Raw genomic sequence first — 21,724 nt, forward strand, 5'->3', positions numbered from 1 at the left:
CACGGTAGTAGGGCTCCAGATCGTCGTACGTGAGCGGCCAGCGCCGGCCTTATCCGAAGGCTTCGGTGTCGAAGTCCTCCGGCAGCATGCGCGGCGCCAGGCCGGTCCATACGTTGCCGGTACCGCCGTTGACACGGACATAGCTGCTGGCGTACGGCAGCGGGCCGTTCTGGAGCAGATGGCCGGCCGCTCGGAAGCCGGGGGCTTCGTCCGTGCCGACGACGTCGGTCACCTCGGGCCAGGGCGCGGCGGGCTGGGGCCGGTAGGCGGAGCCCGGCACCTTCGCGGACGCCGTCACGTACGTGGTGAGCGGATCCGGTTCACCCTGCCCGGGATCGGCGGCATTCGCTCCGGCCTCCAGAACCAGGACTCGGCGGCCGTGCCCCCCGAGTCGCTCCGCAACCAGCGAACCCGCCGCACCCGCCCCCACGACGATCACGTCGTACCGGGTCACAGGCCCCCCACCTCGGCCGGCCGCTCGGCCCAACTCCCATACCCCGCAGGTGTGGTGGCGGGTGCCACGAGCCCGGCCGCCGTCCAGGCGAGCCCATGGGCGTAGGCGCGCGGCGACACCACGAACGGCGGCGGACCTGGCCAGCTGCCCGTGTACCAGAGGAGTGTTACGGCACGGGCGGCGTCCAGCAGGTCACCTTCCAGATCCCCCGCGGGACGGCCACGCTCGCACAGCAGCCGCCCGAAGAGGTCCGTCCCGAGCTGCTCCGCGGCCACGGCCCGGTACGCCTCGACGAGCCCCGTCGCGCGAAGGTGCGCGCCGTCGAACCCGGTCAGCCGCGCCGACAGCACAGTGAAGCCGTCCGCCTCGTCCTCGTCTGTCGTTGTCCGCACGAGGCCAACCGTGCCCCGAAGGGCGGTGGGCATGCTGCGCCACCGCGCGGTTGGCTTGTTCTCTCCGCAGAAGCGGAGGCATCAGGGGCCGGCGGACTGGAGCCGCCCGCACCAGGGGTGCCGATTTCCGTCCCCCGACGCGGAGTTGCCCACTCCCCCGCGTACTCCAGCTGCTCTCTCACCTCACATCCGCGCAGACATTTTTCCCGATGAACCGATACATCAGCCCTGCTGGCTCGTTGGTCCTGTGCAGCGGGTGAGTTGCGACCGAGAGTGCAGACGAGCCACCGACCCGGTTGCCGTTGAGCAGAGGGACCTTCGTCAGGGGACGGCAAGCATGAAAAGGAAGTCCGGCAACTGCGATCGCTGGTTGCCGCTGACCGTCGCGCAGACGGGCGTGTGGTTCTCCCAGCAGGTGGATGCGGAGAACCCCATCTACCGTGCCGCCGAGTACGTGGACATCCACGGCCCGGTGGACTTGAGCGTACTTCGCGCCGCGCTGCGCCGCGCCGTGACCGATACCGAGGCGTTGCAGGTCCGCTTCGAGACGGACGACGAGGGCGGCATCCGGCAGCTGGTCGACCGGTCGCTGGACTGGTCACTGCCGGTTGTGGACCTGCGCGGCACCACCGATCCGACCGGCCCGTCGACCCCCGGCCCCTGGGCCAGGGCCCAGGAATGGATGCGGGCCGACCTGCGCCAGCCGGTCGACCTGCGCCACGGTCCGCTCTTCAGCTTCGCGGTTCTCCAACTGCCCGACGACCACTGCGTGCTGTACCTGAGCATCCATCACATCCTGCTGGACGGCTACGGCTTCTCCCTGTTCATCCAGCGCGTCGCCGAGCTGTACACCGCCCTTGAGGCCGGCCAGGAGTGCCCGCCCAGCCGCCTGGGCTCCCTGGCCGAGCTGCTGGCCGACGAGGCCGCCTACCAAACGTCCGAGCGGTTCACCCGTGACCGCGATTACTGGGCCGCCCACCTGACCGACCGCCCCGCCACCGCGGCCCTGTCGGACCGACGGCCTTCGGTCCCGCACGGCTTCGTACGCGAAACCGGGTACGTCCCGGCGCCCGCCGCCGACGCACTGCGGGCGCTGGCACGGCAGTGCAGGTCAGGACTGCCCGCGGTGGCCATGGCGGCACTGGCCCTGTACGTGCACCGCATGAGCGGCGCCACCGACGTGATGCTGGACCTGACGGTGACGGGCCGCTCCGGCACGGTGGCCCGCGGCGTGCCGGCCATGCTGGCCAACATCCTGCCGCTGCGCGTGGAGCTCGGCCCTGACACGAGCGTGCGCGAGCTCGTACGCCGTACCTCCGAGCGGGCCCGCGGCCTGCTGCGCCATCAGCGCTATCCGTCGCAGCACCTCGCCCAGGAGCTGGGATTCGTGCCTACCGGCGGCTATCTGGGCGACTGGGGCATCAACATCATGGGATACGACCCGCCGTTGAGCTTCGGGCCGCATCCGGCCATGCTGCACAACCTCTCCAACGGACCGGTCACCGGCCTCGGCGTCAACGTCTACGAACGGACCGCCGACGGCTCACTGCGCATCGATTTCAACGCCGACCCCGCCCTTTACGACGCCGAGGCCACCGCCGCCCACCACCGCCGCTTCCTGGCCCTGCTGGAAACCCTCGCCGCCACCGAGCCAGGACAGCCCGTCGGCGGCATCGACCTCCTGTCGGCCGCCGAACGCCATCAGGTGACGACCGGCTGGAACGACACCGCCCGCGCGGTACCTGCCACGACACTGCCGGAAATCTTCCGGGCACAGGCCCGCAGCACACCCGCCGCCACCGCGCTGGTCTGCGGCGACATCATGCATTCCTACGCCGAACTCAACGCACGCGCCAACCGGCTGGCACACGCGCTGATCGAGCGCGGCGCAGGACCCGAGACGTTCGTGGCGCTCGCCCTGCCGCGCTCGGCCGACTACATCGTCGGCCTGCTGGCCGTGCTCAAGACGGGTGCGGCGTCCGTACCGATCGCCCCGGACCTGCCGGCCGAGCGCATCCGCTTCCTGCTCGCCGACACCCGCCCGCGGTGTGTGCTCACCACCACCGCCACCACCCGACGCCTGCCCGCCGGCACCGACGCACTGCCGCTCGACGATCCGGCCGCACTCCGTGCGCTCGAACACCGGCCGGATACCGACCCCACCGACGCCGACCGCCCGGCCCCCCTGTCACCCGACCACCCCGTGTATGTGAGCTACACCTCCGGTTCCACCGGCCGCCCCAAGGGCGTGGTCGTCGAACACCGCCAGATGACCAACCTCTTCTTCGACCACCAGGCCGAACTGATCGGTCCTGAGGCCGCCGCGGCAGGCCGCCGGCTGCGCGCCGCACTGACCGCCGCCTTCTCCTTCGACACCGCCTGGGTGGGCATGCTGTTCCTGGCCGCCGGCCACGAGCTGCACCTCGTCGAGGACGCCGTACGCATCGACCCGCCGGCCCTCGTCGACTACATCGCCAAGCAGCGCATCGACTTCCTCGACCTCACCCCCAGCTACCTCCATCAGCTCATCGCCGACGGGCTGTTCACCGGCGACCGGCACCGGCCCGGGGTCCTCATGGTGGGCGGCGAGGCCATCGACCCCGCGCTGTGGGAGACCCTGCGCGCCCAGCCCGGCACGCACACGTACAACTACTACGGGCCCACCGAATGCACCGTCGACGCGGTCTATTGCCGCCTCGCCGACCACGGCGACCACCCGGTCATCGGGCGTCCCGGCCACAACGTCCAGGCGTACGTGCTGGACGGCCTGCTCAACCCGATGCCGCCCGGCGTGCCGGGCGAGCTGTATCTGGCGGGTGACCAGATCGCCCGTGGCTACCTCAACCAACCCGCCCTGACCGCCGAACGGTTCATCGCCAACCCCTTCGCCCCTCCCCGCACCGATCCGCACGGCCGGCCCGGCGCTCCCGGCCCCCGCATGTACCGGACCGGCGACCGGGCGCGCTGGACGGCGGGCGGCGTCCTGGAATACCTCGGCCGCATCGACGAGCAGGTCAAGATCCGCGGTTTCCGGATCGAGCCGGGCGAGATCGAGACCACGCTGGCCCGCCATCCCGGCGTCGCCCAAGCGGTGGTGGCCGTACGAGAGGATTCCCCGGGCGATCAGCGCCTGACCGCGTACGTGGTGCCCGCCCCCCGCACCGCACACCCCACCCCCTCCGCCCCCGCCTCCCCGGTGGACATCGCCGCACTCCGCTCCTGGGCCACCGCACGGCTGCCCGCATACATGGTCCCCAGCTCCTTCGTCCTCCTCCACGAGCTGCCGCTGACCATGAACGGCAAGCTCAACCGCGCCGCCCTGCCCGCCCCCGAAACCCCTGCGGCCCCCGGCGGCCGACAGCCGAACAGCCCGCAGGAGAAGGTGCTCTGCGCACTGTTCGCCGAGGTCCTGGGCGCGCAACAGGTCGGCATCGACGACGACTTCTTCGCGCTCGGCGGACATTCCCTGCTGGCGGCCAAGCTCATCAGCCGCATCCGCGCCGCCCTGGGCACCGAACTGTCCATCGGCGCGCTCTTCGAAGCCCCCACCGTCGCCGGACTCGTCCGGGCGCCGGCGGGCGGCTGCCAGTCGGACGGATTCGGCATGCTCCTGCCGCTGCGCGCCCGCGGCTCCCGGCCACCCCTGTTCTGCGTCCACCCCTCCGGCGGCCTGAGCTGGTGCTACGCCGGGCTGCTCCGCCACCTGGGACCTGACCGCCCGGTATACGGACTCCAGGCCCGCGGCCTGACACCCACCGGCACCGGCACGCTGCCCACCACCTTCGATGAGCTGATCGCCGACTACGTCGAGCAGATCCGCACCGTCCAACCCACCGGCCCCTACCACCTGTTGGGCTGGTCATCCGGCGGCGCGCTCGCCCACACCATCGCCGCCCGGCTGCAAGGGGCGGGCGAGCGCGTGGCCCTCCTGTCCATGCTCGACTCGCGCCCCATCGACCCACACGAAATGACGGGTGCGGCGCTGGAGGAACACGACATCCTCGCCGCGCTTCTCGAAGCCGTCGGCCACGACCCGGGAGGTACCGGCCGCCCGCCGACCGCTTCCGGCGCCGCGGACGACAGCAGCAACGACGTGCTGGCCTCCCTGAACGAGCACCCCTCCCTAGGCGAACACCAACGCGCCACCGCCACCAAGGTGTTCGCCAACACCGTCAAGCTCCTCCCGACCTTCACCGAGAGCGTCTTCGACGGGGACCTCCTGTACTTCCACGCGACGCAGGGCAAACCGGCCCACGCGCCGTCCGGCGAGGCGTGGCGCCCGCTGGTGACAGGCCGCATCACAAGCCACGACGTCGCGTGTACGCACAACGCCATGACCCAGGCAGCCCCACTGGCCCACATCGGCCGGGAATTGGCCACGTACCTGGACACCGTCCCCGCGCGCTGAACCGACCGGCCCCTGCGGCAACGCAGGGGCCCGAGCCCGACCACCTCGGCTCGTCAGGGCTTCAAGATCGCGCGCCATGGTCAACTCATGGGAATTCTGGGCGTGTTACTGCGGCACGGCCGGGTGACGTCCGCGCGTCGGGAACCGGGTTCCGTCATTGGTGGAGTGCGGCCGGTGGGTATCCGGCCGAGTGCGTGGCCGGTCGGTCACAGGTCCGGGATCCGCCCCAGATCCCGCTCTTTCAGGAGCCGCTGGCCCGGCGGGTGGTGCGCCGAGGCGTCAGCAGGTGCCAGGCCGCGGCGTAGAGCAGGATCAGTCCCGCCAGTACGGGCAGGGCGAAGGTCGCGCCGTGGTGAAGGCGCAGGTACAGGTCGGGCCGGTAGGCGCCGTCGAAGGTGACCGTGCCCCATGCGAGGGCTGCCAGGGGTACCGCGGTGATCGCCGTCCACAGGAGGCCGTGCCGCAGTGGGCTCGGCGGGAGCGGGGCCTTCGGCGCGGCGGGCAGACGCGTCAGCCACACCGCGATCATGACGGCCGAAGCAACGGCCAGAGTGAGGGTGATGCCCGTTTGCAGCACCCGGTACAGGCCCAGCCGCGGGTCGATGTGGGTGACGTCGTCCAGCAGCACATGGCTGGCCGCGCCGAGGACCAGGGCCGCCGCCGTCCAGAAGGCGTCGCGTGCGCCGCGGATGCGGAACGCGGCTGCGGGGGCGGCCAGCCGACGGGCGAGGGGGGCCGGGGCGAGGCTGACCAAGGGCCGTTTGAGCGCCAGGTGGAACACGGCCAGTGCCACCGCGCCGAGTGCCGCGCCCACGCTCACCGCCCCGGGGTAAGTGTGGGTGAACTGGGCCGCGTCCGCGATGCCGACGGTGCGCAGGGTGCCTTCGAGCGGGGGCAGGAGCTTGGGGAAGTCGGGGGTGAGGGAGCCGATCGCCAGGGCGGATGCGGGCAGCGGTCCGCGGACGGCGGCCGGGATCACCACGGCGGGATGGACGAGCGTCAAGGGCACGGTACGGTCCAGACGGAACGGGGAGCAGGGGCTCTTCCATGCTCGGTGCCGTGGCGAGGGTGTTCCGTACGCCCTGGGCAGGAACTGCGGGTATGCCACCTGGCAGATCCGCGCCGGGACCGCGCCGACCCGGCGGTCGGCCGCGCGGGGGAACTCTTCAGCCGTCGAGGAGTCCGGCTCGGCCTGCCAGGACGGCGGCCTGGACGCGGCTGGTGGTGCCGGTCTTCTCCAGAATCCGTGCCACGTGGGTCTTGACCGTGCCGGACCCGATGTCCAGCCGTCGGCCGATCTCGGTGTTGGACAGCCCCACCCCGAGCAGGGCGAGTACCTGCCGCTCCCGCTCGGTCAGATCCCGCAGCCGTTCCTCGTGCTGCCGGCTGCTGCCGGGACTGTCGAGCATGCGGTGCACGACGTGGGCCGTCACCGCGGGGGAAAGGACCGCGTCACCGGCGGCAGCCGCCCGTACCGCGCTGATCAGCTCGTGCGGCCCGGTCTCTTTCAGCAGGAAGCCGAGGGCACCGGCTCGCAGCGCGCCGATGACGTTGTCCTGGTCGCCGAAGGTGGTCAGCATCACGACTTTGGGCGGGTGTTCCAGGGCGACGAGTCGCCGGCAGGTCTCCAGCCCGTCGACGCCCGGCATGCGGATATCGACGAGCGCCACGTCCACCGGGTGGCTGCGGGCCAGCTCGACGGCCTGGGCGCCGTCGGCAGCCTCGGCCACCACGTCGATGTCCGCCATCCGCCGCAGGATCAGCCGGATTCCCGTGCGGACCAGTTCCTCGTCGTCGACGAGCAGCAGACGGACAGGGGGCGTGGTCACGGGGAGAGGCTCCGGTTCTACGAGCGGTCCAGGGGTGCCCTGAACCGGCTCACGTCGGCCAGGCGTCCCTCGCGGAAACAGTAACGGGTCACCTCCAGCTCGCGGCCCACCGTACGTCGGCCGCCGTACGGGAAGAGGCACGAAGTCCCCGGTGGGGCGGGTACCGCGCGGCCCGCGGCCAGGGCGCGCAGGGCTTCGTCGTCCGCCCCCACCGCCCGTTCCACCTCCGCCACGGACATGCCCAGGTGTACGTCGTCGGCGTTCACCGCTTGCGGCAGGGGCTGCGCCCTGTGCACCAGGCCAAGTCCGAACGGCAGCGTCGTCACCACGGCCAGCACGCCCAGCAGCCCCGCCGCGCCACGCTGTACCCGGTGCAGCACGCCCCGTCCGGGTGCCGCGGCCCGGACCGGCGTGGCGGCCGTCGTCGCCGGTGCCGGTTCGTCCGCTGCGGGGGTGTCGGGGCGGGCGGGGAAGACGGCGGTGACGGTGAAGCCGCCGTCCGGTTCCGCGGCGGCGGTGAGGGTGCCGCCCAGCAGCCGTGCCCGTTCGCGCAGTTGCGCCAGTCCCCTGCCGGTCCCCGCCGATGCCGGGAGCGCGCGAGCCGGCTCGTTGTGCACCCGCAGCCGCACCACCCCTGCGTCGTGCTCGACGGTCATCTGGATCGCGGCGCCCGGGGCGTGCCGGTGTGCGTTGGTCAGCGCCTCCCGCACCACCCGGTGCACCGCCCACCGCACCCGCGTATCGGCCTCCCGCAGATCCGGCCCCTGCCAGACCAGGGCAACGGTCTCCCCCGCCGTACGCGACTGCTCCACCAGTTCCCCGAGTCCGGCGCGTGTCCCGGTGGCCGGAGTCGGCGCCTGCTCACCCGCGCTTGCGGGCTCCAGCATGCCGAGCGTGTCCCGCAGGTCACCGAGTGCCTGCCGGGTCAACGAGCGGATCTGCACCGCTTCCTCGCGCAGCTGCGGGGCGTCGGCCGCAAGCTCCATCTCCAGACCGCCCGTGTGCAGATTGATCAGCGACAGCCGGTGGCCGAGCAGATCGTGCATCTCCGCCGCCATCCGCGACCGCTCCGCGAGCCGCGCCGCCTGTGCGTCCGCCTGCCGGGCCCGCTCCGCCATCCGCACCCGCTGCCTCGCGGCATCGAGCAACCGCCGCTGCTGACCGGTGATCGTCCCCACCAGTGCGGGCCCCATCACCGCCACCAGCGACAGCACGAGTCCGAACCCGGCCGAGAACCCCCAGCCGAAAGGCCACACCACATACCCGGGCCGTTGCATCCAGGCCACCGTGACCACCACAGGTACGAGCGCGGCCCCGCCCAGCACCCACCAGCACCTGCCACCCGTGAGGCGCCCGGCGGCCTCGTACACCAGCAGCGCCGTCAGGGGCGCAAGCGCCGGCAGCACCCCCATCGCGGCGGCCAGACCCACGGCACACCATCCCGGCGGCATCCGACGGCGCAGCACCACCGCCAGCACACCCGATGCGCCGATCACGACCGCGGCCCACCGGGGAAGGCCCTGGTCCGCGTACGGGTACGCGTACCGTGCCGTCACCACCTGCACGGCTGCCGCACCCAACGCTTCCACGCCCCGCCGGGCCCACGCGCTCTTACCCCACATGACGGCCAGTATCAGCGGGACCGGCGGTGCGGGCTGACAGGACCTTCCGGCTGTTCTGGCCGGGGTCCAGCGCGACGGGGTATGCGGTGGACGCGACCTGGCCGTACGAATCGACGCACTCGCCATCGCCGGCCGGGCCGGCCCGCACCCCGAGCCGGCACCCGTCCCGCAGTGAGGCCGGCTGCTCACGGAACCATCCACGACAGCGCCGTCGACTGCAGCCAGGCCAGGACGCAGAAGACGGCGAGGAGGGCGAGGCTCCAGCCGATGACCTTGCGGAGGATGTCGCCTTCCTTGCCGGGGAGGCCGACGGCGGTGGCCGCGATGGTGAGGTTCTGCATGGCGACGGCCTTGCCCTGGACTCCGCCGGTGCTGTTGCTGGCCGCCATCAGCAGGGGGGAGGCGCCGATGTGGTGGGCGGCGGCGACCTGCATGGCGCCGAAGAGTGAGTTGGATGAGGTGTCGGAGCCGGTGAGCGCGACGCCGAACCAGCCGAGGAAGCCGGACAGCAGGGCGAAGGCGCTGCCGAGTCCGGCGAGCCAGGTCCCGAGGGAGGCGGCCATACCCGCGAGGTTCATCACGTAGGACAGTGCGAGTACGCAGCAGATGGTGACGGCGGCCCAGCGGATCTGGTGGAGCGCCTGCCCGTAGCAGCGCAGGGCGCTCCTGAGCCGGACCCGGAGGATGAGCGCCGTGAGGGCGCCGGTGAGCAGCAGGATCGTGCCTGCCGCACCCAGCCAGCCCAGGTCGTAGGTGGTCACGTTGAGGGTGTCGCCCGTGGTGCCCATGACGCGTAGTCCCGGCCAGCTGAAGGAGACGTCCTGGCCGGCCACGAAGCGTTGGACCGGGCTGTGAAAGGACGTCAGCGCGAAGAGCGCGGTCAGCAGGATGTAGGGCGAGAATGCCTTGAGGGCTTCGATCCGGGGGGTGCGGTCCTCGCCTCCCGCAGCCGCCGTGGCGGGGTGGCTCGCGCGCACGCCACGTCCTGGTGACCAGAACCGCAGCAGGACGATCACCGCTGCGATGGCGACAACTCCCGCGGCGAGGTCGGTGAGTTGGTAGGTGAAGTAGTTCGAGCACAGGAACTGGCCGGCGCTGAAGCCCACCGCCGCGGTCAGCGCGGCGGGCCATACCTCGCGCAGGCCGCGTCGGCCGTCCAGCATCAGCAGCAGGACGAACGGGACCAGCGCCGCGATGACCGCCGACTGCCGGCCGACCGCCGATCCCAGGTCGTGTGCCGAGTACGAGGTGACCTTGGCCAGCGCCTGGATCGGGTTGCCGACGGAACCGAAGGCGGCCGGGGCGGTGTTGGCGAAGGTGGCGACCACGGCCGCCTTGAGCGGGGTGAAGCCGATGCCGATCAGCATGATCGATGTGATGGCGATGGGCGTACCGAACCCGGACAGCGATTCGAGCATCGCGCCGAAGCAGTACGCGATGAGGATCGCCTGGACGCGGGGGTCGCCGGAGAGCGTGGAGAAGGTCCGCCCGATGATGTCGAAGTGGCCGCTCGATCGCTGGATCTTGTTGATCCAGACGGCGTTGAGGATGATCCAGACGATCGGGAACAGGCCGAACGCCGCTCCCTCGACCGCCCCGTCGGCGGCCTGGCCGACGGGCATGCGGTAGACGGCCACGGCGACCACCAGGGCGGTGGCGAGTCCGGTCAGCCCGGCCCAGTGCGACTTCATGCGGACGACGCCGAGCAGGACCAGGAGTACGACGAGCGGCAGGGCCGCGAGTGCTGCCGAGAGGGCGGGTGACCCGAGAGGGTCGATGAGTTGGCGATACACGGAGGAGCCTCGTTTCTCTCAGCCGCCGGTGGCCGGAGTCCAGCTGGGCACGGACGGACAAACGAGCGAAATATTCCGTAATGCGGAATTCATCTTCCGATCAAGAAGGATGAAGTGGCTTTCCTGGCGCCGTCAAGGGGGTTCGCCGATCCGATGCGCATCGATTGACGCTCCGACAGATCGGCACCTAAGCTCCGCGTGCCATGTTACGACACAACGTGCCGTATAACGGCACAGCGTCAGCAAGGAGTTCGTCGCGTGACCCTTCACACCGGCCGTCACTTCCTCCAGATACCTGGCCCAACGAACGTCCCCGACCAAGTACTTCGTGCGATGGCGGCACCGACGATCGACCACCGGGGCCCCGAGTTCGCGGCGCTCGCACTGCGCCTGCTCGACGCGGTCAAGCCGGTCTTCGGCACCACAGGACCGGTCGTCATCTATCCGTCATCCGGCACCGGAGCCTGGGAAGCCGCCCTGGTCAACACCCTGAGCCCGGGTGACCGCGTGCTCTGTTCCGAGACCGGGCACTTCGCCTCGCTGTGGCGGGACATGGCCCAACACCTCGGCCTGCACGTCGACTTCATACCCGGCGACTGGCGCCACGGCACCGACCCGCAGGCCGTCCAGGACACCCTGGCCGCCGACACCTCACGGTCGCTCAAGGCGGTCTGCGTCGTACACAACGAGACCTCGACCGGAGTCACCAGCCGGGTCGCGGACATCCGCCGCGCGATCGACGCGGCCGGGCACCCGGCGCTGCTGCTCGTCGACACGATCTCCTCACTGGGATCGATCGACTACCGCCACGACGAGTGGGGTGTGGACGTGACGGTGGCCGGTTCCCAGAAGGGGCTGATGCTGCCGCCCGGCCTGAGCTTCAACGCCGTCAGCGCCAAGGCACTTGAGGCTTCGCGTACCGCGCGACTGCCGAAGTCCTTCTGGGACTGGAAGCCGGTCATCGACGCCAACAAGGGCGGCTTCTTCCCCTACACACCGGCCACCAACCTGCTCTACGGCCTCGACGAAGCGCTGCGGATGCTCTACGCCGAGGGACTGCCCGCCGTCTTCGCCCGCCACAGCCGGCACGCCGAGGCGACCAGAGCCGCGGTCCGCGCGTGGGGACTCGATGTGCTGTGCGCGGACGAGCGCGAGTACTCCGGATCCCTGACCGCGGTGCTGATGCCGGATGGCCACGACGCCGACAAGGTGCGCGAAGTCGCCCTGGAACGGTTCGACCTGTCCCTCGGCACGGGCCTCGGCAAGCTCGCCGGCCAGGTGTTCCGCATCGGCCACCTCGGCCACTTCAACGACCTGACGCTGGCGGGCACGCTCGCCGGTGTGCAGATGGGCCTCCAACTCGCCGGTGCGCCCATCGACCCTCTCGGTGTCGACGCAGCCCTCGACGTACTGCGTCGCACCCAGCCCCCGGCCGCGTAGCAGCCCCCTCGCGTGAGGAGCACCCGCACCATGACCGCGTTGAACGCCGACAGCCCCGCCGGAGGGGCCATCCCCGCCCGGGGAGCCGAACGGACCGCCCACGCCCAGGAACTCGCACGCCGGCTCCGCGGCGAACTCGACGGCGAGACCGGTTTCGACGACTACACCCGGCACCTGTTCTCCCGGGACGCCAGCATGTACACGATCACCCCCGTCGGCGTGGTGTTCCCACGGCACGCCGACGACGTGGCGGCGGCGGTGACCGCAGCCGCCGAGTACGGCGTGCCGGTCATCCCCCGCGGGGCCGCGACCAGCCTCGCGGGACAGACCGTGGGTCCTGGCCTCGTCCTGGACATGTCCCGGCACATGAACCGGATCGTGGAGCTGGACCCCGGCAGCCGAACCGCCTTGGTGGAGGCCGGAGTCGTGCAGGACCAGCTGAACCGCGCCGCCGCCCCGCACGGCCTGATGTTCGGCCCCGACACCTCGACGAGCAACCGCGCGACGATCGGCGGGATGATCGGCAACAACTCGGCGGGCAGCGGATCGATCCGGTACGGCATGACCATCGATCACGTCCGGGAGCTCGACGTGACACTGGCCGACGGCAGCCGCGCCCACCTGGACGCCACCGACGCGGCCGGATGGGCACGGCGCGCCGCGCTGCCCACGCTTGAGGGGACCATCTACCGGCGGCTGCCGGAGATCGTACGGGCCAACTCCCCGGCGATCGCGGAAGGTTTCCCCGACTTCTGGCGCCGGGCCTGCGGATACCGGCTCGACCGGCTCGCGCGGGACGAGGGCCGGTACGACCTGGCGAAGTTCGTCGTCGGTTCGGAAGGCACCCTCGCGATCGTCTCCCGGGCACTGGTGGACCTGGTGCCCAAGCCGCGCAGGACAGTGATCGCCGTCGGCCACTTCACGTCGACGCAGGCCGCCATCGAGGCCACCGAGGACGCGCTGGCGTGCGGGCCCGCGGCCGTGGAGCTGATGGACCGCACCATCCTGGACCTGTCGCGCAAGAAGATCGAGTACGCCTCGCTCGGCACCATCATCGAAGGCGACCCGGCGGCGCTGCTCTTCGTATCCTTCACCGGAAACGAGGACGATGAGAGTCAACTCCTCGGCTGCTTGGAGCAGTTGACCGCGTTGTGGAAGCGTCACGGCCACGGCTACCACACCCTGCGGGCGGTCACCCCCGCCCAGCAGGAGGCCCTGCTGAAAGTCCGCAAGGCGGGCCTGGGACTGCTGATGGCCGCGAGCGAAGGCACCCGCAGGCCGCTGGCGTTCGTCGAGGACACCGCAGTCGACCCGGTCCATCTGGCCGACTACACACGGCGCTTCAAGCAGGTGCTCGACCGGCACGGGATGACGGCCGGCTTCTACGGGCACTGCTCGGTCGGCTGCCTGCACATCCGGCCCTTCGTCGACCTCACCGACCCCGACGAGGTGGGGAAGATGCGTGCCGTGGCCGAGGAGATCAAGGACCTCGTCCGCGAGTACGGCGGCGTCAACTCCAGCGAGCACGGCGACGGTCTGGCCAGGAGCGAGTTCAACCGGGAGATCTTCGGCGACCGGCTCTACGAGGCGATGCGCCAGGTCAAGCGCGCCTTCGACCCCGACAACCAGCTCAACCCGGGCAAGATCGTGGATGCCCCCTCGATGACCGACAACCTGCGCGACCCGGCGCTGCGGCCGGCCGAGCCGGTCAGGACGCAGTTGTCCTTCGAGGTCGTCGGCGGGATGCGCGGCGCGGCGGACCGCTGCATGAACATCGGCCTGTGCCGCAAGAGCGGGACCGGCGTGATGTGCCCCTCCTACATGGCCACCCGGCGGGAGGAGGACTCCACCCGGGGACGCGCCAACGCCCTGGTCAAGGCACTCTCGGAACCCGACCCCCAGAAGGCGCTGGGTGACGAACGGCTGCACGAGGTCCTGGACCTGTGCCTGATGTGCAAGGCGTGCAAGAGCGAATGCCCCCTGGGCGTCGACATGGCCACCCTCAAGAGCGAGGCCCTCTCCCACCACCACGACCTGCACGGGATTCCGCTCCGGTCCCGGGTCTTCGCCGCCATCCGCACGCTGAACCGGCTGGGCTCGGCGACCGCTCCCCTGTCCAACCTCCCAGGACGCATCCGGCCGCTGCGGCTGCTGATGGACCGTTTGCTGGGCATCACATCGGCCAGGCGGCTGCCGTCCTTCGCCCGGCAGAATCTGGTGCGCTGGTTCCGGCGGCGTCCGGCGCGGACGGAGCCCGCCCGGCAGGGGCAGGTCACCTTCCTCGCCGACTCCTTCACCACGTTCACGGAGCCGGAAGTCGGGCAGGCCGCGATCGAGTTGCTGGAACGGTCCGGCCTGGAGGTCCGGTTGGCGGCCGGCGGCTGCTGCGGGCGCGCCAGCCTGTCCAAGGGCCTGCTCGACAAGGCCAAGGACGACGCGCGGAGCCTCGCGCACACGCTCCACGACACCACGGCCCCGGGGTCGCCGATCGTCGGCTGTGAACCCTCGTGCCTGATGACGCTGCGCGACGAGCACGTGGCCCTGCTCCCCGACGACCCGGCCGTCAAGGACGTCTCCGGCCGGGTGCGGCAGGTCGAGGAGTTGCTCGTCGAAGCGATCGACGCGGGTCGGCTGCGCCTGCGTGAGGACTCGTGGCTGGCCGGGCGCACCCTGCTCTACCACGGGCACTGCCACCAGAAGGCGGAGGTGGGCACCGCCGCGACCGTCGCGCTGCTGAACCGTATCCCCGGCGTCCGGGTCGAAGAACTGGACGCCGGATGCTGCGGCATGGCGGGGTCGTTCGGCTTTGAATCCGAGCACTACGACGTGTCGATGAAGGTGGGGGGCGACCGCCTCTTCCCGGCGATCGAGGAGGCGGACGACACCACGATCGTGGTGGCCACCGGCGTCTCCTGCCGGCAGCAGATCGCGCACGGCACCGAGCGGGATTCCTGGCACCCCGTGCAACTGGTGCGCGAGGCACTGGCCCTCTCCTGACGCGAGCGACCGGCGGTCCCGGGTGTCACCCCCGCCCACCGACCGCCGGTCCGTCCGACCTCGCGACCACCGAACCACCACCCCTCCCCGAGGCCAACACCCGCCCAGAAAAGGCCAGTTACTGTATCCAGAGCCTCGGGAAGAGCCGCACGCCCATGCCGTAAGGCAGCGCTCCATGCCGTACGGCGGCATGGTGCTACGGTCGTCGTATCAAAGGAGTGGATAGATGCGCAGCGTGCTGAACGCCCTTCGCGTGCTGGAAGAGGTCGCGTCGCGGCAGCCGATCGGCGTCGGCGAGCTGGCCCGGGTCCTGGACATGCCGAAGAGTTCCGTGCAGCGGGCGCTGCACACCCTCAACACCGCGGGGTGGATCCGTCCGGCGCGGGGCGAGGTCACCCGGTGGGTGGTGACCACGAAGGCACTCGACGTGGGGCGGCACGCCAGCGGGGACCTGGACCTGCGCGACGCCGCGGTGCCTGCCATGGAGGAACTCCGCCGGTGCACAGAGGAGACGATCCACCTGACGGTCCGCGAAGGGGACAAGATGGTGTTGATCGAGCGGCTGGAGACGTCCAAGCCGGTGCGCATCAGCATGTCCCTGGGCCACGCTCTCCCCCTCCACGCCTCGGCCAACGGCAAGGCAGTGCTGGCCAACAGCCCGTCCGACGCCATCGCGCAGTTGCTCGCCCAGGAACTCCCCCGCTACACCGACACAACGATCACCGACCCCGACGAGCTGACCGCCGAACTGCAGCGGGTGCGCGAGCAGGGGTACGCGACCAACAACGGCGAATGGCGCTCCGACGTCGGCTCCGTCGCGGCGGCCATCATGGGCGGCCCCGGCGAACCGATCGGCAGCCTCAGCATCAACATCCCGCTCCACCGCCTGACAGACGCATCCCGCTCCTTCTACGGCAAGGCGGTCAGCGAGGCGGCCCGAACCCTCAGCGCCCGCCTGGGCCATGAGCCCGCTGTGTCCGCGACGGAGGCGTAGTCGGCCGGGCGCATGGCGTCGGCATCTCACCTGGCCCGGCCGGGAGGTGCCCACGGCAGCGCCCGCTCAGCCGTCCCGTCCCGTTCAGCAACGGGATAGGGCACGAACGTGCTGCTGTTCTCGTCCACCGCGAGCCGGCGGTCCAGGGGCGGTACCGCCCGCTGTGGACAGTCGGTGCGTTCGCAGATGCGGCAGCCCATGCCGATCGGGGTGGCCGCCGCGGCGTTGTCGAGGTCCAGGCCGTCGGAGTAGACGAGTCGTGAGGCGTGCCTGATCTCGCAGCCGAGGCCGATGGCGAAGGTCTTGCCTGGTTCGCCCCAGCCGCCGCGGTGCCGGGTGATCGCGCGGGCGGTCCACAGGTAGCGCTGTCCGTCGGGCATCGCGGCGATCTGGACGTGGCTGCGGCCGGGGGTGGCGAACGCCTCGTAGACGTTCCACAGCGGGCAGGTTCCGCCCGCGCGGGAGAAGTGGAAGCCGGTCGCGGACTGCCGTTTGGACATGTTGCCCGCGCGGTCGACACGTACGAACGAGAACGGTACGCCCCGCAGGCGCGGGCGCTGCAGGGTGCTCAGGCGGTGGCAGACCGTCTCGTATCCGAGACCGAACCGGTCGGTGAGCCGCTCGATGTCGTAGCGCACCTCTTCCGCCGTCGTGTGGAAACGGCGGTAGGGAAGGATCAGCGCAGCCGCGAAGTAGTTGGCGATGCCGATGCGGGCGAGTGACCACGCGTCCGATTCCGGCGTGAAGTCCTCCGAGGCGAGGCGGGACAGTTCGTCGTCGTGTTCGAGGAAGGCCAGCTGTGTGGCCATCCGGAACGCCTGCTGGCCGGGGCGCAGCCGGCTCGACAGGTGCAGGACGCGGCTCGCCTCGTCGTAGTGGTGCAGCACGCGCGAGTCCGCCGAGACCCGTACGCCGTGGCGCTCGGCCAGGGTCGCGACCAGGACGCGCACCACCTCGCCGGGGCGGATGCCGATCTCGTCCGACAGGTGTTCAGCGGCGAGATCGGTGTCGTGGAGGTAGTTCCGGCGGCGGTAGAAGAACTCGCGGATCTCCTCGTGCGGGGAGCGCGGCAGTGCGGCGACGGTCTGCCCCCTGCCGTCCGCGGCTTCGACGAGCCGCTCGGCGAGTTGGTGGTTGCGGCGGCCGAGACCGACCAGCACTTCGGCGACGGCGGGCATGCGGGAGGCGAGTTCCGCGAGGTCGGCCGGGGACACCCGGTCGGCGGTGATCTCGTTGGCGAGGGCGTCCCGCAGGTCGGCGACCAGCCGGCTGGTGTCGCGTTCGGAGAAGAACCCCGCGTCGACGCCGAACACCTCGGTGAGGCGGAGCAGGACCGGGACGGTGAGCGGGCGTGAGTCGTGCTCCATCTGGTTCAGGTAGCTGGGCGAGATCTCCAGCATCCGCGCCAGGGCCGCCTGGCTCAGGCGCCGGTCCTCGCGAAGCCGCCGCAGGCGTGCTCCGGCATAGGTCTTGCTCACGGTGATCGCTGCCCCTCTCCGCAGGTGCGTGTCCTGGCCTGGATCCTAAGCAGATCGCCGCCGCTCCGACCCTTTGCAAGGTTGGCAAAAGCGGGCCGGAAGATCCGCAGAACTTGGCACACATCCACGGTTGATGACACTCAGTGCCGGTGCCAAAGTCTGACGTACGGCCCGCCGGAACCGGCGACCACGGCGGAACACCGGGCGTGATGCACGCGCCTGATATCGGAGAACCCGACCGTTCCGCAGGGAAGTCCGCGCAACATTGCCCCTTCTTGATCGCGCAGGGACCTCCGGCGGGCCGCACCCGCAGACGGCACCCAGTGCCTCATTCGCAACTTTGACGAGAAATCAGGCAGACCCGGGAGACGGTCATGGCACAGGCAAGCACGACGACGGCCGCAGAGCTGGCGCAGCGGTGGGCGAAGGACCCGCGCTGGAAGGGGATCGAGCGCACCTACACGGCCGAGGACGTGACGCGGCTGTCGGGCAGTGTCCGTGAGGAGCACACGCTGGCCCGGCGCGGTGCCGAGCGGCTGTGGCGGCAACTGCACGAGCGGGACCACATCCACGCGCTCGGCGCGCTGACCGGCGGTCAGGCGGTCCAGCAGGTCAAGGCCGGTCTCCAGGCCATCTACCTGTCCGGCTGGCAGGTCGCCGCCGACGCCAATCAGGCCGGGCACACCTACCCCGACCAGAGCCTCTACCCCGCCAACTCGGTTCCCCAGGTGGTGCGCCGGATCAACAACGCGCTGCTGCGCGCCGACCAGATCGCCACCGCGGAGGGCAACGGGGACACCACGGACTGGCTCGCGCCGATCGTCGCCGACGCCGAGGCCGGCTTCGGCGGTCCGCTCAACGCCTTCGAGCTGACCAAGGCGATGATCGAGGCCGGCGCCGCCGGTATCCACTACGAGGACCAGCTGGCGTCGGAGAAGAAGTGCGGCCACCTCGGCGGCAAGGTCCTGGTGCCCACCGCGCAGCACGTCCGCACCCTCAACGCCGCCCGTCTCGCCGCCGATGTCGCCGATGTGCCGACGGTGATCGTGGCCCGTACCGACGCGCTGGCCGCCAACCTCCTCACCAGCGACATCGACGAGCGCGACGCCCGGTTCGTCACCGGCGAGCGGACCGCCGAAGGCTTCTACCGCGTCCGGAACGGGATGGGCCCGGCCATCGCCCGCGGCCTGGCGTACGCCCCGTACGCCGACCTCATCTGGATGGAGACCGGCACCCCCGACCTCGCACAGGCCCGCGAGTTCGCCGAGGCCATCCACGCCGAGCACCCGGACCAGATGCTCGCCTACAACTGCTCGCCGTCGTTCAACTGGAAGGCCGCGCTGGACGACGACCGGATCGCCAAGTTCCAGCGTGAGCTGGCGGCGATGGGCTACCGCTTCCAGTTCATCACCCTGGCGGGCTTCCACTCCCTCAACCACGGCATGTTCGACCTGGCCCGCGGCTACGCCGAGTCCGGCATGACGGCGTATGTCGACCTCCAGGAGCGGGAGTTCGCCGCCCAGCAGCACGGCTTCACCGCCGTCCGGCACCAGCGCGAGGTCGGCACGGGCTACTTCGACCAGGTCTCCACCGCCCTCAACCCGGCCTCCGCCACCACCGCGCTCGCCGGCTCCACCGAAGAGGAGCAGTTCCACTAGGTCCTGTCGTCAATCTCCCGTCGTGCCCGGCCGTCGGCCCCAGTGGCCCGACGCGTACCCGCCCCAACACCCCGTGTCCAAGTGAGGGCCGGACGACCGTCTCCGTCCGGCCCTCACCGCTCCGCTCCCCCGCGCCCGTTGAGGAGATGCGCATGTCCATCACCGAACTGACCCGCCGCGTCCAGGTCCAGGTGCTCGGCGCACCAGGCCACCGCTTCGACGAGATCCTCACACCCGCCGCCCTCGACTTCATCGGCCGGCTGGCAGTGACCTTCGCCGGCCGGTACCGCGATGTCCTCACCGAGCGGCGCCGCCGCGCCCTTCGTCTCTCGTCGGGTTCCCCGCTCGACTTCTCGCGGGCCACCGCCGCCATCCGTGCCGATCCCCACTGGCGGGTCGCGCCGCCGGCGCCGGGTCTCACGGACCGCCGGGTGGAGATCACCGGACCGCCGGAGCGCCGGATGACCATCGACGCGCTCAAATCAGGGGCGCAGGTGTGGCTGGCCGACTTCGAAGACGCCACCTCCCCCACCTGGGACAACATCATCGGCGGCCAGCTGAACCTGCTGGACGCCATCGAGCGCCGGATCGGCTCCACGACGCCTGAGGGGCAGGCGCCCCGGCTCGGCGACCGGCTCACGACGATCGCCGTCCGCCCCCGCGGCTGGCACCTCACCGAAGAGCATCTGCTCGTCGACGGCCGTCCCGTCCCGGCCTCGCTCGTCGACTTCGGCCTGTACTTCTTCCACTGCGCGCAGCGGCAGATCGACGCGGGCTCCGGCCCGTACTTCTCCCTTCCCAAGCTGGAGAACGCCTGCGACGCCCGCCTGTGGAACGACGTGTTCGTCCTCGCCCAGGAGCTGCTCGGCATCCCGCGGGGCACCATCCGGGCCACCGTCCTGATCGAAACGGTCACCGCGGCCTTCGAGATGGAGGAGATCCTCTACGAGCTGCGCGAGCACAGCGCCGGGCTCAACGCGGGCCGCTGGGACTACCTCTTCAGCCTCATCAAGACTTTCGCGCATCGCCCGGACTTCTCGCTCCCCGACCGGACGAAGGTCACCATGACCGCGCCCTTCCTGCGCGCCTACACCGAACTGCTGGTGCGCACCTGCCACAAGCGCGGTGCGCACGCCATCGGCGGCATGTCCGCCCACATCCCCGGACACGACGCGCAGGCCGACGGGACGGCTCTCGCCAGGGTGCGTCTGGACAAGGAGCGCGAGGCGGAGGACGGCTTCGACGGGACGTGGGTCGCCCACCCGGGGCTCGTCTCCTTCTGCCGCGACATCTTCGACGGCGTGCTGGACGGGCAGCCGCATCAGATCGACCGCACCCGGGACGACGTCGCTGTCTCGGCCGATCAGCTCCTGGCCGTCCGGCGCACCGCGGGACCACCCACCGACGAAGGCGTGCGCGCCAACATCTCTGTCGCGCTGCGCTACTTCGACGCCTGGCTGCGCGGCACCGGTGCGGTGGCCATCGACGGGTTGGTGGAGGACGCGGCAGCCGCGGAGATCGCCCGAGCGCAGATCTGGCAGTGGCTGCGGCACGGCGCCGTCGGCAGGGACACGGTGCGCGGCCTGCTCGACGACGAGATCGCCGCCCTGGGCACGGAGTACCCCTGGGCCCGGATCGACGAGGTCCGGGCGCTGTTCGAACGGACCGCGCTGGCCCGGGGGTTGCCGGCCTTCTTCACCCCGGACGCCTACGCCAGGCACCTCGTCCAGCGCGCGGAGGTCGCCGCATGAGCGCCGCACCGCACACCGCGATCCGGCGGGTAGGTGTCGTCGGCGGCGGTCAGATGGGCGCGGGCATCGCGGAGGTGTGCGCCCGCGCCGGACTCGACACGGTGGTCTGCGAGGCCGATGCGACCGCGGCACGCGCTGCCCGCGAGCGGGTGGCGATCTCCCTCGAACGCGCCGTCCAGCGCGGCAAACTGGACCGCATCTCGGCCGAGGACGCACTGGCCCGTACGGTCTTCAGCGGCAGCCTCGACGACCTCGCGGACCGCCGGCTCGTCATCGAGGCGATCGTGGAGAACACTGAGGCCAAGACCGAGGTCTTCGCCGCCCTCGACAAGATCGTCGAGGATCCGGAGGCGATCCTGGCGACCAACACGTCGGCCATCCCCGTCATGCGGCTCGGCATGGCCACCCGCCGCGCGGACCGTGTCCTGGGGCTGCACTTCTTCAACCCGGTCCCGGTGTTGCCGCTCGTCGAAGTCGTCACCTCCCTGCACACCGCGCCGGCAACGGTCGCCGCCGCCGAGGAGTTCCTCACCGGCACCCTGGCCAAGACCGTCGTACGCTCCCAGGACCGGGCCGGCTTCGTCGTCAACGCCCTGCTCGTCCCGTACCTCCTCTCGGCCATCCGGATGGCCGAATCCGGCTTCGCCACCGCCGAAGACGTCGACGCCGGCATGGAACTGGGCTGCGCCCACCCCATGGGCCCGCTCAAACTCGCCGACCTGATCGGCCTGGACACCGTCGCCTCCATCGCCGACTCCCTCTACGACGAGTTCAAGGAACCCCTTTACGCCCCGCCACCGCTGCTCCAACGCATGGTGGAAGCAGGACTGCTCGGCCGCAAAACCGGCCGCGGGTTCCACACCTACGACCAGGGCTGAGGGATCCTGGACCGCCGCCGGGCAGGCACG

14 protein-coding genes are annotated in these 21,724 nt (G+C 71.0%); 7 read left to right on the forward strand and 7 right to left on the reverse strand.

Annotated elements, in window-relative coordinates; translation table 11 throughout:
• Positions 1–49: 49 nt before the first annotated feature.
• The gene (locus tag ACIBK8_RS29630) at positions 50–454 is read right to left on the reverse strand and encodes an NAD(P)-binding protein (RefSeq protein ID WP_399045075.1); all 405 of its coding nucleotides are present in this window, start codon (positions 452–454) and stop codon (positions 50–52) included.
• Complete coding sequence (locus ACIBK8_RS29635) at positions 451–846, reverse strand: hypothetical protein (protein WP_399045077.1); 396 nt, start codon at positions 844–846, stop codon at positions 451–453. Before ACIBK8_RS29635 ends, ACIBK8_RS29630 begins: the two co-directional genes overlap by 4 nt.
• A gap of 337 nt (positions 847–1,183) precedes the next feature.
• Here ACIBK8_RS29635 and ACIBK8_RS29640 point away from each other — a divergent pair, with 337 nt between their 5' ends.
• Positions 1,184–5,254 (forward strand): amino acid adenylation domain-containing protein, encoded by a 4,071-nt coding sequence (locus ACIBK8_RS29640; protein WP_399045079.1) that lies wholly within the window; start codon positions 1,184–1,186, stop codon positions 5,252–5,254.
• A 241-nt stretch (positions 5,255–5,495) separates the two neighbouring features.
• Here the strand turns inward: ACIBK8_RS29640 and ACIBK8_RS29645 are convergent, their stop codons facing one another.
• The 4 genes from ACIBK8_RS29645 to ACIBK8_RS29660 form a co-directional block, all read right to left on the reverse strand.
• Positions 5,496–6,263 carry a DUF4184 family protein gene (locus ACIBK8_RS29645; protein WP_399045081.1) on the reverse strand — a complete coding sequence of 256 codons (768 nt, stop codon included), beginning with the start codon at positions 6,261–6,263 and terminating at the stop codon, positions 5,496–5,498.
• Positions 6,264–6,420: 157 nt separating this feature from the next.
• Positions 6,421–7,083: a response regulator gene (locus ACIBK8_RS29650; protein WP_399045083.1), complete on the reverse strand. Its 663-nt coding sequence runs from the start codon at positions 7,081–7,083 to the stop codon at positions 6,421–6,423.
• 17 nt (positions 7,084–7,100) lie between these two features.
• Positions 7,101–8,705 carry a sensor histidine kinase gene (locus ACIBK8_RS29655; protein WP_399045085.1) on the reverse strand — a complete coding sequence of 535 codons (1,605 nt, stop codon included), beginning with the start codon at positions 8,703–8,705 and terminating at the stop codon, positions 7,101–7,103.
• A gap of 185 nt (positions 8,706–8,890) precedes the next feature.
• Complete coding sequence (locus ACIBK8_RS29660) at positions 8,891–10,498, reverse strand: L-lactate permease (RefSeq protein WP_399045087.1); 1,608 nt, start codon at positions 10,496–10,498, stop codon at positions 8,891–8,893.
• A gap of 258 nt (positions 10,499–10,756) precedes the next feature.
• Between ACIBK8_RS29660 and ACIBK8_RS29665 the strand changes: the two genes are divergently transcribed.
• From ACIBK8_RS29665 to ACIBK8_RS29675, 3 genes are all read left to right on the forward strand, one after another.
• Entirely contained in the window at positions 10,757–11,938 is a 1,182-nt protein-coding gene (locus ACIBK8_RS29665) for a pyridoxal-phosphate-dependent aminotransferase family protein (RefSeq protein ID WP_399045089.1), read from the forward strand.
• A gap of 30 nt (positions 11,939–11,968) precedes the next feature.
• Positions 11,969–14,935 carry an FAD-binding and (Fe-S)-binding domain-containing protein gene (locus ACIBK8_RS29670; RefSeq protein ID WP_399045090.1) on the forward strand — a complete coding sequence of 989 codons (2,967 nt, stop codon included), beginning with the start codon at positions 11,969–11,971 and terminating at the stop codon, positions 14,933–14,935.
• A gap of 226 nt (positions 14,936–15,161) precedes the next feature.
• Complete coding sequence (locus tag ACIBK8_RS29675; protein WP_399045092.1) at positions 15,162–15,929, forward strand: IclR family transcriptional regulator; 768 nt, start codon at positions 15,162–15,164, stop codon at positions 15,927–15,929.
• A gap of 26 nt (positions 15,930–15,955) precedes the next feature.
• Here the strand turns inward: ACIBK8_RS29675 and ACIBK8_RS29680 are convergent, their stop codons facing one another.
• Positions 15,956–17,407 carry a short-chain fatty acyl-CoA regulator family protein gene (locus tag ACIBK8_RS29680; RefSeq protein WP_399045094.1) on the reverse strand — a complete coding sequence of 484 codons (1,452 nt, stop codon included), beginning with the start codon at positions 17,405–17,407 and terminating at the stop codon, positions 15,956–15,958.
• Positions 17,408–17,781: 374 nt separating this feature from the next.
• Here ACIBK8_RS29680 and aceA point away from each other — a divergent pair, with 374 nt between their 5' ends.
• From aceA to ACIBK8_RS29695, 3 genes are all read left to right on the forward strand, one after another.
• Positions 17,782–19,065 (forward strand): isocitrate lyase, encoded by a 1,284-nt coding sequence (aceA, locus tag ACIBK8_RS29685; RefSeq protein ID WP_399045096.1) that lies wholly within the window; start codon positions 17,782–17,784, stop codon positions 19,063–19,065.
• A gap of 152 nt (positions 19,066–19,217) precedes the next feature.
• On the forward strand, positions 19,218–20,816 hold the full coding sequence (gene aceB, locus ACIBK8_RS29690; protein ID WP_399045098.1) for a malate synthase A: 1,599 nt from the start codon (positions 19,218–19,220) through the stop codon (positions 20,814–20,816).
• Entirely contained in the window at positions 20,813–21,694 is an 882-nt protein-coding gene (locus tag ACIBK8_RS29695; RefSeq protein WP_399045099.1) for a 3-hydroxybutyryl-CoA dehydrogenase, read from the forward strand. Before aceB ends, ACIBK8_RS29695 begins: the two co-directional genes overlap by 4 nt.
• The last annotated feature ends 30 nt before the right edge of the window (positions 21,695–21,724 follow it).

The sequence above is a fragment of the Streptomyces sp. NPDC050161 genome (assembly GCF_044460025.1).
In the GTDB taxonomy this organism is placed as follows: Bacteria; Actinomycetota; Actinomycetes; order Streptomycetales; family Streptomycetaceae; genus Streptomyces.

Bases quoted from the DNA above. Each gene is read 5' to 3' on its own strand.
- ACIBK8_RS29640 (WP_399045079.1), top strand. From the start codon at position 1,184: ATGAAAAGGAAGTCCGGCAACTGCGATCGCTGGTTGCCGCTGACCGTC.
- ACIBK8_RS29675 (WP_399045092.1), top strand. From the start codon at position 15,162: ATGCGCAGCGTGCTGAACGCCCTTCGCGTGCTGGAAGAGGTCGCGTCG.
- aceB (WP_399045098.1), top strand. From the start codon at position 19,218: ATGTCCATCACCGAACTGACCCGCCGCGTCCAGGTCCAGGTGCTCGGC.
- ACIBK8_RS29655 (WP_399045085.1), bottom strand. From the start codon at position 8,705: ATGTGGGGTAAGAGCGCGTGGGCCCGGCGGGGCGTGGAAGCGTTGGGT.
- aceA (WP_399045096.1), top strand. From the start codon at position 17,782: ATGGCACAGGCAAGCACGACGACGGCCGCAGAGCTGGCGCAGCGGTGG.
- ACIBK8_RS29670 (WP_399045090.1), top strand. From the start codon at position 11,969: ATGACCGCGTTGAACGCCGACAGCCCCGCCGGAGGGGCCATCCCCGCC.
- ACIBK8_RS29695 (WP_399045099.1), top strand. From the start codon at position 20,813: ATGAGCGCCGCACCGCACACCGCGATCCGGCGGGTAGGTGTCGTCGGC.